Raw genomic sequence first — 12,480 nt, 5'->3', positions numbered from 1 at the left:
CACGCCTGCAAGAGGGCCGAAACAGCCGGGCGCCGGTGCGTGGATGGCCGAGGCGTTTGACGCCGTCGCCCTCGAACTGCTAAACCTCGGCCGCACATGAGCGCACGGCGCCGTTCGGACTTCGCCCTCCGCAACGAACTGTCTCCGTGTCGGCCATGTCGGCGGGCGTAGTTCAGTGGTAGAACGTCAGCTTCCCAAGCTGAATGTCGTCGGTTCGATCCCGATCGCCCGCTCCAATATCCTCAGTGACTTAGCCTGTGGATAGCTGCCCTTGGAAGGGCATGATACAACTTTGATACAACGGATAAGCTCAGCGGCGGTGTTGCGCGCTGATTCGAGGGCGACGCGCCGAGGCTTGCCGCTCTGTGCGAAAATCGCACAGACCCCGCGGTTGCCGGGCACAGCCGCGAGGGGCATCATTTCGGCATAGGAGATCGGCCCCGGCCGGTCGGCCTCTCGCACCCCATGAGGGCTCCCCGTCATCGCCCCGGCGCCGCGCGCCGGGCAGGAGCACCTTAATGCAGACCATCGACATCGCCGTCATCGAAGCGCGCATCCGGGAGGGCCTGCCGCGCGCCACCGAGGAAGAGGTCGCGTTCATCATCTCCCGGTGCGAGGGCCGCGCCCTGAGCCGTGAGAACGCAGACCTCGCGCGCCCCTTCCTGCCGCGCGACCGGGAGCGCTCCCGTCGCGAGGGCGTGGAGGCCCTCATCGGGTGCTTGCTGACGGGTCAGCGGTCCGGTTGGTTCAGCAGCGCCCTGAATCCTCAGGTCCGCCGCATCATTGTGGATGCGGGCGCAAGGACCGCGTAGCCGCCTCGCGACGACGGGGTGGGGCTACCCGGCGGTCAGGACGACGTCTTCGTCCGGGCCGACGGGACGGGAGCGCTGATCTCGAACCGGTCGTTCCTCGGCAGCCACGGCATAAAATGGTCCGGGGCGCGGGCAAGTTCGACATCGTAGCGGACCGCCCGGGGGATATCATCCTGCAGGGGTCTGTCGTCGGGGTGCTCCACGAATGTCGGTCCACCTTCTCTCCGGCCGTCGCCAAGGGTCCAGCAGAGCATTTCGGTATATCCGAGCGAGTGGCAGAGAATGCTGACCTGCGTCGCGGTCACTGGTTCAGCGCTCTCGTATGGCCTGCGAAAAATCTCGGCCCCCTTCAACACCGCGACATGGACATTTTTTACCTCCCATTCCTTGTCTCCGGGAAATACACCGAAGACGATGTCCGCGCCGAATGCTTCCCTCAACCATGAAGCCCGTTGGTCCACCGGGACAGAACGTAGGATGTCATGGTTTTGCTGTGCCAGACCGGCCTGCTCGATGCGATCTTCCGTCGGCATATACGGCAGCGTCATCAACTGCCTGATCGGCAGGTCGTCCACGGTTGGCGGCGAGGGGTCTTGGCGTCCATCACCGAGGACGCGCCAGTGTAGCTCGGCGTCGAGATAGTCAGTGCAGAGGAATCGGAGGACCCTCTCCGTCACAGGATGCCCGCCCTCTAAAATCTCCTTCAGGCGACCCATCCCCCGGAGGACCGCCACCCGGTTACCGCCAGGTGCATCCTGGTCCGGCCAGACACCGTAGACGATACCGGCAGCCTGGAACTCGTTCACGATCCACCGGCCCGACGCATCATTGTCCATGCGACTGAGTTCAAGCGCGGTCCGATCAGCCTCACGACGGATTTCGACGGCCATTTCAGCGGGACACTTTTTCGAAACCTCGAACCTTTGCTGCCAAGGTTCCTTTTGCTGGCCTTGCTGGGCCCGGCGCTTCTTCTCACCCATCTCGTCATTTCCAGCCGCGTCTGTTGAGGACACCCTGAACGGCTCAGGTTACCTGAAACCGAATCACCCAACGCCAAGCTTCGCCTTGGTTCGCGTTCGGTCGCCGGGTTCGCTCAAATGCGATGGACCCTCGCAACGTCTCAATTGCCACGCCGGCAATCGGGTGGGCCGGCTCAACCAAACTGGAACCGTGGCACCGCCAAACTGCGGACAGCGTGACAGGGCTGAAAGGGAATGACGATGCGTGAGCTCGTTGAGGAACACGTGTTCGGGCGCCTGTCGGCCCAGCAGCGCGATGCGTTCCGGGAAAAACACATCTCCCCGAACAGGAACGCGATGCTGATGCATGAACTTCAGTTGTCAGGCGCTGAGGAATACTTGCAATCGAAAGTCGTCTGGGCTGGCGATGGGGCAACGGCGTATTCTTATCCGACCGCCCCTGATAGCTGCCTAGTACACAACCTCAGAGCCCTGGCGCACTCTCGCTATTGGCGTAGCAGCAGAGATGAATGTCAGTATGAGGCATTGCTCCGAATGGCGTTTGCTCCCCACAAGGATTGGCTCGCCTCAATTGACCAGTATTTCGAGGAAGCTACCGGCGTAAGCACAGCCTTCACCGAGTCATACGATGGCTACGAGCTGATGAATTGCCTCTGGTCTGTGGCCAAAGAGCTCAGGCATTACGGGGCCGAGGTGCCATCAGAGCCTGCCTCGATTGCGCTGTACGAGGCGGCAGGCATCGAGCCCATCATCGCAGTGATCCCGTCGGACGGTGACACTCCCCCCCGAGCGTTCGCCTCGGAAAGGGCCCGCCCCGTGTACGAGAAGCACGCCGCTATGATGGCTGACGAGAAACGGGACGCCATCAGGCGCAGGGATGTCCTCCGGGCGGAATACCCTGAGGAGCTGCATCTGTTCGACGACTACGTAAGGTACCCGCCGTGAGAGGCCCGCGGGCCTGGCTGGCGTCGGTTCTGACGTCCCTCCGCCAGGCGACGGCCTCCCGCATCCCGGCGGGGAACCTCGGGCACGCCGGGCGGACCGGTTGGGGCGGCTGCCGGGTCACACCCGGTCCACCCGTGCCACGTCCCCCACCTTCCGGCAGATGAACCACGTGGCTGCGGCTGTGTGGGCCGTGACGATGCACCACCAAGTGACGATTGAATCCGGGGGCGTCACGGGCCGGTCGAAGAATCCCATCAGCCAGAGCACAGTCACGTCGTCCTCTCCGTCAGCATCCTCGCCAGGGCTGCATGCGCCATGGCGGGCTCCATCCGGTGCCAGCGCCGGTCCTCCAGGACCGCGACGGCCTCGTCCGGACCGAGGCCTCCCCGCTCGGCGAGGCGCTCCAGGGTCTGCCCGCCGTGGTTGCTGCGGGCCTGATCCTCGTGCGGGGCGATGAGGCTCCACGGCAGGGCGATGACGACCTGCGTCGCGCCAGCCTGCCGGAGTGCGAACAGGTCATCGCGAGCCCGGTACGAGGACAGCGCCATGATCGGGAACAGGCGCTCAGGCCCTATAGGTCGGGCACTCCTCCTCGGTCGCCGGACCTTCGGCGCAGATCTCCCAGTGCCTCCCACACGGGCAATGGGTCTCGGGGTCGACGGGCACGATGAGGTCGGATCTCATGCCGCTGGCCGCCCATGCGGCGTCGTGCTCGGCTAGGAGCTCATCGTCGGCCGGCATGCCCGCACACTCGGTATCGCCGTACCAGACGTCGGGGCTGACGTGTTCGCGCAGCCAGAGAATGATGGCCTTGAACGCCGGCCAGTCACCCCGGTGGTAGCCCCGTCCGAAATAGCGGACCCCGCTTTCGACCGTGACGGCCTGGACGTGAGGTGCCGGCCCATCGCCACCAAGGACCTGATACTTGTCCGGCCAAGCCCACCAGTTGTCGTCGAGCGCTAAGCCGGTGCAGAACGACCGGGCTGGCGTCGCATCCAGCCGTCTCTTCAGGTTCGCGAGGTCGATGGCGGTGAGTTCAGGAAGGTGGCGGCGGTACGCGACGATGCGGACATCCATGCCCATGTCAGGCCGCGCTCCTGTCTCGCCCGGGCCGAGCCGCGCCGGTGAGCTCGTGCCGGTGGGAGAGCGCCCGGACGGCGGCCGCCAGGATGGCCCGGCACTCCCGCCCAATTCCGTTACCGGGGGCGAGGTCCTCGCTCCACTCGCAGGGGCACTCGTCCTCGGGCCACTCGCGGAACAGACGCTCACCGTGGGGCCCGTTGTAGTCCGGCCAGAGGGAGGCGTGCCCGGTCAGGCCGCAGAGGCCCGACGAGACCCAGAACCCGGGGAGCGCCTCGGCGACGAACGCCCGCGCCGCGTCGATTGAGCGGGTGTACGGAGCCGGCCCCTCCGGCGGGTCGTAGACGCTCAGCGGGGTGCTGCGCAGGATCAGCTCCAGGTAGGCGTCGAGGGCCGGGTCCGGCGCACCACCATCCACCAGGGAGAGCTCGACCCGTCGCAGGTCGGCCCGGCGGCACGCGCGCTTGAGCGCATCCCTGTCGTTGTCGTCGACCGCGGCCTGAAGTTCGGCGAACAGGCGCACGTTCATGGAGGCCCACGCGGCCTCGGGGTCGTCCCGCTCGGCTATGTGCCGAAGGGCCTCGGCGTCCCAGCGCTTCCGGTCCGTCAGCAGGGTCATGCCACGCTCCTGTCCGACGCCTTGCCGGCAAACCTGGCGGTCGTTTCCACCAGGTGATTAAGCCAAGCCTGTCGGTGGACAGCCTCGGGCCGGACGCCGGGATGCCTGTCTCCCATGGCCTCAGCGATTTTCTCCAGGGGCGGGGGCGGGCTTCGGTACGACCCGACGACGTCCTCGACCGCTTCGCGCAGGCCGCGGAGGATCACGCTCTGCATGACGGACGCCTGCAGGTGAGCCTACCTCGCGCCGGCGAACATGGCGGCCGCGTGAACCGTCCGCCAGAATGCGTCCTCGGCAGCCGGTTCCTGACGAACACGGAGTGGCCATCGTCATCCCTGACGAGCGCCCGCGTCTCCGTCTCAGCGGCGGCCGGGTTCTTCGCACGCCAGCGAGCCATCATCGCGAGTTGGGCTAGGCCCTCGGCATGGACGAGCAGGTCGTCCGCGGCTCGTTCGATGGCGTCCCGGGCGGCAGTTGCCTTGGCCATCCAGTCGTTGTCGGGCTTGGTCTTAGCCATGAAAGCCTCCCTCGTGCGGCCACGCCCACTGAATGGACATCGGCATGTCCCGGCCGAGGCGCGCTCGCTCCGCGCGGATGCGCCCCCGATTCCTGCGGCGGGCCCGGATGGACAAGGGCTTGCCGATGGCGGGACGGGCGGCCTTGTCCGCTTCGGCGTCGAGCCAAACGTCGGCGAACAGCCGCCAGGACGGGCGCACGTAGTCGCACTCCACGATCGCCCTGGCACGGGCCCGGTGCTCCTGCTCACGTCGCATGACCTCACGCCATGCCTGACCGTGGACCGCGCACTCGTAGTCGAGGGGATGCTCAGCCATGGAACGAGCTCACCTGCGGGAGGTCGGCGTCGCGGGTGATCCGAGCCTGTTCCGGGGGAGGCACAGGCGTGCAGCGGAGCGGCACCCCGATCTGCCTGTCCCACGCGTTGAAGTCGCGGGCGCAGCGGTGGCAGTAGTAGAGCTTGCCACCGACGACCATGAAGTCGTCCATCGTCCACTGCCTCTCCCCCTTGAGGGGTGCCTGACAGGCGGTGCGGTTGCAGGAGCCGTCCCTGAGCCCCTTGTCGGGCTTGCGGGGCTGATCGAGCGAGGCGAAGATCAGCCGCTCTTTCATGCCCGCCTCCGTGCGCGCTCGGCCGCCCGGCGCTGCTGGCGGTTAGCCTGAGGGTGGAAAGGGACCGTCTCCCCCAGCCAGGCGCACTCCACGATATCACCCACATCTCGGGCGGCGTGCCTCGCGACATGCACCGCATACGCGCGGGCGCCGATGCCTCTCAGCGGGATTGTCCTGCCCGCGACGGTGGTCTCGTTCGCCATGGTCAGGCGTCCTCCTCGATGACGGCGGGGACGTGGGGGCCGTACTCGGCCTCCATCGCGATGAGGGTCGCCCCGGCCTCGTCCGCATCGAGCTCGTCGAGGTGCAGGCGCATGTCCCGGGTAGTCTCCTCCAGGGCGGTCAGGAGATCGGGCCGGAACAGCAGGCGGGCCCCGACGGCGCGGAGCCATGCGGCCCGCATGTCGGCGGCTTCCCGCTTAGCGGCGGCCGCCTCGGCCTGAGCCTTCCGGAGCCTGTCATCGGACGCGGCCAGGAACAGCTTGAGGTGGCCGACCTGCTCGTCGGGCGTAGGCATGCCTGGGAGCCTACCGGCCTTGCGAGCTTCCGCCTCCAGGAAGTGGGCAGGCTCCTCAAACTCGGTGAAGACCTCGTCGATGCACTCCTCGCACAGCGGGCAGAGCCGGGCACGGTGGTCACCGCAGTCCTCGCAGCCGACCTCGGTCTCCTTCCACATGGAGACTGGCGACCAAGCCTTGCACTCCGGGCACTCGTAGCCGAGCTCGGCGTGCGGGTCCGGCCGGCGGGTTATGCGGACCTCGCCCATGATCACGCCTCCTCGGACGCGAGATCGGCCAGGTCGGCACGGACGATGTCGGCCATCACCTGAAGGGCGGCGCCGAGCAGCGCGACCGCGAAGGGGTTGGCGCCCTTGACCGGAACGACCCGCTGAACGCGGAAGGCCTCCCGGGCCTCCTTCGGCAGGCGCGCGTTCGGCGGCGGCATCAGGAAGATACAGTCACCGTCCCGGCGGCCGCGGCACCCGGGCAGGACGCGCTGAACAAAGGCGCTGGCAGCGTTGAAGCTGTTCAGGAAGAGGCCGAAGGTCTCGCCCTCCTCGAAGCCACCGAACTGAGCGAGGACATGCACACCCGCCTCTGGCGGCGCTGACTGCGCAGATCTCCATCGAGCCACTTCCGGAGTTGGGCCAACTGGTCGAGTTGCATCTCGCAGGTCATCCGCATCAGCGGGGCGAGGAAGCCGGCCGTCATCTTGATGTCGATGGTCGTCTCGATGCGGGTATGGATGACCGGCCGCTCGCGTTCGGGTCTGCGGAAGTCGGAGGCCGAGAGCGCGACGAAGGAGCCAACGGGCTTCCCCGTGGCGTCCAACGCCCGAGCCCTGACCTGGCCGTAGCGGGGGGTGTAGTCGGAATCGGGGTGTGCGTCGGCCATGCGTCGTCCTCGCGGTAAGATCAGCGAGGAGTGCCGGGACAGCTTTGGCCGTGTGACCCGGCATGATGGGAGTGGACCCCACCACCGGCAGCCGCGCCCTCTCCATGGGCACGTGATCCGATTCTATGTGGAAACGCCGATTCGAGAAGACCGGTTCGACTTGACGCGGCGAGCGGCGTCCCCAATTCTGGTCCGACCGCTAAGTCGCGGCGTCCTCCCGGTGGGAGGGCGAACCCAGTGTCATCGTCACCTTTGGCGGCGGCTGGTCATCCTCCCGTCCGCGGGAGGGCAAACCCGTCACAGACGTGGGTTCAAGTGTAACTGTGACCTCCTCCTGCTTGCGGGAGGGCAGACAAGGCCCCGGCATCGTCCGAGGCCTTCTACGTTTCTGGGGGGCGCGCTATGCCGGGGGCATGCGTGTCGTCCTCCGCCCCGTCCCAACGCACCCTGATGCCGTCGGCACCGTCGATGGCGCCCCCCTGACATACGAGGGCCGGGTCCCGCATGTGGCTGGCCGCCCTGTCGAGCACGCCGCAATCGCCGAGGCGCTCTCCGACGCCGTCGAGGCAGCCGCCGGCGCCGTGTTCGGGGGCGACTATGTGAACCCGTTGTCGCGCGCGACGGGGCTGAATCGGAGGACGGTCACGAGGGACCGCGTGCTCCGGAACGGGCTGCCGGGGTGGGCGCTGGCGTTCCTCGCCCGCGCCGCCGCATACGAGCATCCCCGCGCCATGGGGTACATGCTGCAGGCCGCCGCGGAGATGTCAGAGCGGGGCAGTCTCGCGCAGGGTGATGCGCTCCCCGGCGTGCGCCCGCGCGACCGCGAGGATCTCGCCATCCTCGCCCGCTTGGGCCTGGAGGAGGCCCTAGAGCTCGTTGCGGTCGCCCGGGACGCCAAACGGAGCCCGGTTGTCGACAGGGAATAGAGGGCACCTGCACAGAACCGTTTGACGAGTTCTTAACAGACGGCCGGTAGTGTTCGCCGGATATGCGCCAGTGGCTCTCGCCCAGGCGTGTGGTGACGGAGACACCCCATGACCAAGATCGCGCCCGCGTTTGGCGTTCCCCCGACTTTGCGCCAACTCCTGAGCGGCACCGCCCTGTACGGCGGCTCGGTCTACCGCGACCTGTACTGCATTCTCGGCAATACATGGTCGGACCTCATCGTCGACGACCGGGACGGGTTGATCGAATCGGTCGGCGGCTCACGTACGATGGCCGAAATCCTACGCGGCATCTGGACTACCAGCGCGAGGATGCTCGACAACAAGCGCGGCCACAGCAGGTTGGACCTTCGGGTATTCCACACAAACGTCCTGTGCTCCTGGACCGAGCTTCGGCGACTGCTTGACCAGCGGCCGGCCATCGACATCGATTTCGACTGGCAGCACGGCCTACCGTGCCCGCTCGACGAGCTCCGGTGGCGGATGGCACATCATCTCCTGATGATGGGCGAGCAGTCCGCCGTCGGCGAAGTCGTGGGCGTCTGCTGGGCGTATGCCCGGCGCCCCGGCGAGGGGCAGGCCGAGATCCTGGCAGCGGCGACCGGTGCCGAGCTGGACGAGGGCGCGTACAGCCCGAGGCCGATTCCCGGTGGCGAGGACCTCGTCGACGTCCTCGCTCAGTGGCGAGAGCGCGGTCAGCAGGCCATCCTGGAAGCCGTCGCGCAGATGCGCGGCAGCATCCGCGAAGCCGTGGCGGAGGCCATCCAGGAGCGGCCCAAGCCCATGACGGTGCTCGCTGCGCTCCGGAAGCAGGCCGCCGAGGCCGAGCGGCCGGCTCCGGAGCCCGAGGGCCCCGGGCTCGTCGTGCTCGCGTCGGTCTCGCATTTGCCGGGGAGCGCCAAGGACGGCGAGAGCAAGACGACGAGCGCCTCGAACCCGCGCATTGAGTTCGCCCCCATCGCCGGGAAGCGGCTGCCCCTCGTCCCCGTGCCCGATCTCGCGCGCGTGCAGCGCGTCCTGGCGGGCGAGTTCCCCGATGCCGCGCAGATCATCACCAGCATCCTCGCGTCCCTCGCCGGGCGTCCCTACGTGCGCCTACCCCCGCTCCTCCTGCGAGGCGGACCCGGCACCGGCAAGTCGCGGCTGGCGCGCCGGCTCGGCGAGGAGCTCGGGCTGGCGGTGACCGTCTACGGCGCCGCCAGCGTAGCGGACGGCAGCTTCATCGGCACGTCGCGGCAATGGTCGACCGGCCGGGCCTGCGTGCCGCTGCAGGCGGTGAAGCGGCACGGGTTCGCCAGCGTCCTCGTGGTGGTCGACGAGATCTCCCGGGCTGGCACGCGGCTCGATAACGGCCGCCTCACGGACGGCATCCTCGCCCTCGCCGAGCCCGAGACCGCCCGCGCCTACCACGACCCGTACCTGGAGTGCGCCACTGACCTGTCGGGTGTCTCGTACATCGCCACGGCGAATTCCACGGAAGGCCTCGATCCGGCGTTGCTGAGCCGATTCCGGGTCGTGGACATGCCCGTGCCGACGCTCGCCTCCCTGCCCGTGCTCGCCCGCGGTCTCGTCGCCGAGCTACGTCGCGAGCGGGGCCTCGATGACCGGTGGCTGCCCGACCTGACGCCCGGTGAACTCGATCTCGTCGCGGAGCACTGGCGCGGTGGTTCCGTCCGGACCCTGCAGGCGCTCTGCGAGTGCGCCCTGGACGGCCGCCATGCCGGCCCGGCGAACTAGGGGGGGTGACCATGGATGCGCCCACCATCGTCCCCGTCGGCAGCCCCATCGTGGAGCTTTTCCTGGAGCAGGTCGCCTCGGCCGAGCAGGCCGGGCGGGTGACGCCGGCGATGGCCGTGACAGCGCGGGGCCGCCTGTACGACCTGCAGGCCAAGACCCGTCAGGGCGGCTTGCTGCCCCACGAGGCCGCCCGTCGCGCCGCGCAGGTCGTCAGCATGGCTGAGCGGGGTGTGCTTGATGTCGAATGACAACCCCCAAGCCGTCCTCCGCCGCATCCGGCTGGCGTGGTCGACGCGGCGGTCATGCGGGCTTCTCGCGGTCGCGGCGGGCCTACGCGTCGAGCGCGTCGTCGCCCTGGCGGCGGCGGGCCGCCTCTCGGCCGAGGACGCCCTGCGCATGTCGCTTGAGGTCGAGGCCGTCGCGCTTTGCCTGCCGCCGCTGCCGGCCGCGCCGTGTTAGACATCCACTGGCATCTAGTCCGACGCACTTGGTCGATCCGCGAGGCCGGCCGCGTCGTCGGGTACGTCTCCGCCCTCGCGCTCAGGGACGTCCGGTTCGTCGTCAGCGCCGCCGGCGTCGCCCGCATCAGGCGGCGCGGCCAGCGCGAGGTCGTCGCCTACGCCCGGGGCGCCCTCACCGAATCCAGGCCTGTCACCGACAGCGCGCAGCGGGTCCATTTCAACCCGTACGTCGCCGCCGCCTTTCTTCTCCCCGACGGCACGCCCATCGCGGCGGCCGCCTTCGTCGCCTTCCTCTCTGACGGTTCGTGCCGGGCCGTCCCCATCCCCTCGGAGGGTCCCCCATGCGTTTCCTGGCCGCCATCGCCGTGCTGATCAGCGCGGCCGTCCCCGCCGCCGCCGTCGAGCTCTGGCCGCAACCTGACACGGGCTGGCGATTCGCCCTGACCGTTCCGGCGGGCCCCGGCCGGGAGCGCTTCGGCTACGTCGACGCCGACCCGGCGCCCCCGGCCGGGTGGTCCGTCACCGTAACGTGCGGGCTTCAGGACGCCCGTACCGGACAGATTCTCTCCAAGGTCGTCGGGCGCGGCACGTCCAACCGCGGCGCGGCACTTGGCTTCGGAGGGCAATGGTCGTGGCCGAATGGAGCCCGCGCTTCGTTTGTGATCACGCAGACCCTACGCGAACCCGAAAGCCTCCGCCTGCCCGGCGAGTTCACGGCGCCGAAATGCCCGAGGCGGGGCATTGGCGACCTCAGCACGGGGGACTGACGCCCCAAACGCAAAGGGCCGGCCCGAGGGAATCGGGTCGGCCCAAACGTAGTGATTAGGCGTTCGCTACGGATTAGTTACGCCGCATTCCCGAACAGGTCGCGGTCGCCCTTTGGTATGAGCTTGGCCCACTTTCACCGCTTGGCGAGGAAGCTAAGCCCGAACGGGATGACACAGGTCTTACTGCAGGCCCGCTCGACGCGGCCAACGGTTCCAGCCGGACCTCCGACTCGAACACCCGGAACGTTTTTGGCCGGGGGCTATCCAGCGTCAGTCATCATTCTTGAGTTCGAAATAGCGGCACAGCCTTCTAGGATCACCTTTAAGCAGCGTTCAAAAATCACATCAAGACCGGGTCGGTGCCGCAACCGCTAACGGCTCGTAAGGGCAGCCCATGCCATGTCTATCCCATTGAACGGAGGCAGGCATGTTGAAGAAAGAGAGGAAACATGAGGAAATGGACGAAAGCATTAGAAAGTATGATGCGCGCCGAGCGCAGCGTTGGGAGGCCGTCGCCGAGGATGTTCGAAACGGTTCATGGGCGCGTCGCAAGGGATGGGATGATGGGCGCTACGTGTTCATTGATCATCGTGCCCACGAGAATGGGAAAAAATTTGGGGATCAATTCGACCTGTACTACGTTGATCCCGCAATCAGTGAAGTCTCTAGCACCGGATGTGGCAAGCGTTGGAAGACGATGCAAATAGACATTATGGCAGAAGACTGGGAAATCATTGCAAAAGAAGATTAAAATTCAACATATTTCGATACAGATATTTTATATTACAAATCGCGGCTACCTCTGGGTAAGAAAGTTACCAACTGCAGCTCAGCCATCGCTGAGAGAGTTGAAGCGCTGCTCGTCTGGTTATCGGCTTGCTTAATGTTGATCGCACTCAATATTTAACATAAACCGGCAGCAATCGGAGCAGTCGCTTCAGGGAATGTTAGGCTGTAAAGCAAACGGCCTCCCCCCCACCCAACGCAGGGGCGCACACGCGACAATGCCGCTCCCGAAAGCGGAAGCATACTCGGTGGCCAAGTCTAGGGTGTGAACTGAGTTCCAGGGAAGGCGTCGTGACGAACATCTCGTCGCTGGCGAAGTCGTAGGCTGGGTGCAGGACCTGGGCGACGAAGATCAGCCCGGCGACCAGAGCGACCGTCTCAGGAACACACGAGTGCGAGGGCCGGCCATCGCGACGATGGCTGTCATCCGCCTGTGCTCGGAGCGACGGAAGGCGACCACCGCTCCAAGTATGGCCGGCCAAAGGAACAGGATGCCGGCGAGCTCATTGGACCAAACGAGTGGTTCGTGGAACACGTAGCGACTGACAACCCGGCGAGCAACACGCCGACCTCAGCCACCACCAACAGGGCGGCGGGGATCTCGACGAGCAGGCCGATGGCATTCTCGATCAGTCGCAACGCCGTGCGCGAGCGGGGGCGCGGATCTACCGGGACGTCGCTGGAGCCCACGGCGGCGGCGGGGATATAGACTTGCATGAGCCGGTCCTCCCTTTTTAGTCGGACGCTTGATTCTCGCCGACCTTAAGTACCGAGCCGTACCCGTCGTCCCAGGTGGACGACGGTCCCGTGGCGTCCGGACGCCGGCT

The 12,480-nt window shown here is 67.0% G+C and carries 18 protein-coding genes, 1 tRNA gene and 1 pseudogene; 10 read left to right on the top strand and 10 right to left on the bottom strand.

Going from position 1 to position 12,480, the window contains the following annotated elements; translation table 11 throughout:
• The first annotated feature begins 161 nt into the window (after positions 1–161).
• Together BLT59_RS09135 and BLT59_RS09130 are read left to right on the top strand one after the other, a co-directional pair.
• Positions 162–236, top strand: a tRNA-Gly gene (locus BLT59_RS09135).
• A 282-nt stretch (positions 237–518) separates the two neighbouring features.
• On the top strand, positions 519–812 hold the full coding sequence (locus BLT59_RS09130; protein ID WP_091778663.1) for a hypothetical protein: 294 nt from the start codon (positions 519–521) through the stop codon (positions 810–812).
• A 35-nt stretch (positions 813–847) separates the two neighbouring features.
• Here BLT59_RS09130 and BLT59_RS09125 read toward each other — a convergent pair whose 3' ends face one another.
• Complete coding sequence (locus BLT59_RS09125) at positions 848–1,792, bottom strand: hypothetical protein (RefSeq protein WP_091778661.1); 945 nt, start codon at positions 1,790–1,792, stop codon at positions 848–850.
• A 240-nt stretch (positions 1,793–2,032) separates the two neighbouring features.
• Here BLT59_RS09125 and BLT59_RS09120 point away from each other — a divergent pair, with 240 nt between their 5' ends.
• The gene (locus tag BLT59_RS09120; RefSeq protein WP_139174039.1) at positions 2,033–2,737 is read left to right on the top strand and encodes a hypothetical protein; all 705 of its coding nucleotides are present in this window, start codon (positions 2,033–2,035) and stop codon (positions 2,735–2,737) included.
• A gap of 117 nt (positions 2,738–2,854) precedes the next feature.
• Here the strand turns inward: BLT59_RS09120 and BLT59_RS31225 are convergent, their stop codons facing one another.
• The 8 genes from BLT59_RS31225 to BLT59_RS09075 form a co-directional block, all read right to left on the bottom strand.
• A complete protein-coding gene (locus tag BLT59_RS31225) occupies positions 2,855–3,010 on the bottom strand; it encodes a hypothetical protein (protein ID WP_175543979.1) in 156 nt (51 codons plus the stop codon).
• Positions 3,007–3,285 carry a hypothetical protein gene (locus BLT59_RS09115; RefSeq protein WP_091778656.1) on the bottom strand — a complete coding sequence of 93 codons (279 nt, stop codon included), beginning with the start codon at positions 3,283–3,285 and terminating at the stop codon, positions 3,007–3,009. Before BLT59_RS09115 ends, BLT59_RS31225 begins: the two co-directional genes overlap by 4 nt.
• 16 nt (positions 3,286–3,301) lie before the next feature.
• On the bottom strand, positions 3,302–3,820 hold the full coding sequence (locus tag BLT59_RS09110; RefSeq protein WP_091778654.1) for a hypothetical protein: 519 nt from the start codon (positions 3,818–3,820) through the stop codon (positions 3,302–3,304).
• Between the two features lies 1 nt (position 3,821).
• A complete protein-coding gene (locus tag BLT59_RS09105) occupies positions 3,822–4,436 on the bottom strand; it encodes a hypothetical protein (RefSeq protein ID WP_091778652.1) in 615 nt (204 codons plus the stop codon).
• Positions 4,437–4,945: 509 nt separating this feature from the next.
• A complete protein-coding gene (locus BLT59_RS09095) occupies positions 4,946–5,269 on the bottom strand; it encodes a hypothetical protein (protein ID WP_091778648.1) in 324 nt (107 codons plus the stop codon).
• A complete protein-coding gene (locus BLT59_RS09090) occupies positions 5,262–5,564 on the bottom strand; it encodes a hypothetical protein (RefSeq protein ID WP_091778646.1) in 303 nt (100 codons plus the stop codon). The genes BLT59_RS09095 and BLT59_RS09090 overlap by 8 nt, the downstream gene beginning before the upstream one ends.
• Positions 5,565–5,769: 205 nt before the next feature.
• Positions 5,770–6,330 carry a TraB/GumN family protein gene (locus BLT59_RS09080; protein ID WP_091778642.1) on the bottom strand — a complete coding sequence of 187 codons (561 nt, stop codon included), beginning with the start codon at positions 6,328–6,330 and terminating at the stop codon, positions 5,770–5,772.
• A 2-nt stretch (positions 6,331–6,332) separates the two neighbouring features.
• On the bottom strand, positions 6,333–6,653 hold the full coding sequence (locus BLT59_RS09075) for a hypothetical protein (protein WP_091778639.1): 321 nt from the start codon (positions 6,651–6,653) through the stop codon (positions 6,333–6,335).
• Positions 6,654–7,371: 718 nt separating this feature from the next.
• On the opposite strand from BLT59_RS09075, the gene BLT59_RS09065 reads away from it, so the two are divergent.
• From BLT59_RS09065 to BLT59_RS09035, 7 genes are all read left to right on the top strand, one after another.
• Positions 7,372–7,884, top strand: a complete 513-nt coding sequence (locus BLT59_RS09065) for a hypothetical protein (RefSeq protein WP_139174038.1) — start codon at positions 7,372–7,374, stop codon at positions 7,882–7,884.
• Positions 7,885–7,992: 108 nt separating this feature from the next.
• A complete protein-coding gene (locus BLT59_RS09060; RefSeq protein ID WP_091778632.1) occupies positions 7,993–9,639 on the top strand; it encodes an AAA family ATPase in 1,647 nt (548 codons plus the stop codon).
• Between the two features lie 11 nt (positions 9,640–9,650).
• Positions 9,651–9,887 (top strand): hypothetical protein, encoded by a 237-nt coding sequence (locus BLT59_RS09055; RefSeq protein WP_091778630.1) that lies wholly within the window; start codon positions 9,651–9,653, stop codon positions 9,885–9,887.
• A complete protein-coding gene (locus BLT59_RS09050; RefSeq protein WP_091778628.1) occupies positions 9,877–10,098 on the top strand; it encodes a hypothetical protein in 222 nt (73 codons plus the stop codon). The genes BLT59_RS09055 and BLT59_RS09050 overlap by 11 nt, the downstream gene beginning before the upstream one ends.
• Positions 10,092–10,472, top strand: a complete 381-nt coding sequence (locus tag BLT59_RS31220; protein WP_175543978.1) for a hypothetical protein — start codon at positions 10,092–10,094, stop codon at positions 10,470–10,472. The genes BLT59_RS09050 and BLT59_RS31220 overlap by 7 nt, the downstream gene beginning before the upstream one ends.
• Positions 10,442–10,867 (top strand): hypothetical protein, encoded by a 426-nt coding sequence (locus BLT59_RS09040; protein ID WP_091778624.1) that lies wholly within the window; start codon positions 10,442–10,444, stop codon positions 10,865–10,867. Before BLT59_RS31220 ends, BLT59_RS09040 begins: the two co-directional genes overlap by 31 nt.
• A gap of 427 nt (positions 10,868–11,294) precedes the next feature.
• A complete protein-coding gene (locus BLT59_RS09035; RefSeq protein WP_091778623.1) occupies positions 11,295–11,618 on the top strand; it encodes a Thoeris anti-defense Tad2 family protein in 324 nt (107 codons plus the stop codon).
• Between the two features lie 301 nt (positions 11,619–11,919).
• Here the strand turns inward: BLT59_RS09035 and BLT59_RS09030 are convergent.
• Positions 11,920–12,292, bottom strand: a pseudogene (locus BLT59_RS09030) (TRAP transporter small permease subunit); the annotation flags it as partial.
• Between the last annotated feature and the right edge of the window lie 188 nt (positions 12,293–12,480).

Origin of the sequence: Methylobacterium sp. UNC378MF (assembly GCF_900103195.1) — a bacterium.
Taxonomy (GTDB): domain Bacteria; phylum Pseudomonadota; class Alphaproteobacteria; order Rhizobiales; family Beijerinckiaceae; genus Methylobacterium.
Note: the sequence above shows the minus strand (reverse complement) of the source record. Positions and strands in the feature narration are given on the sequence as shown.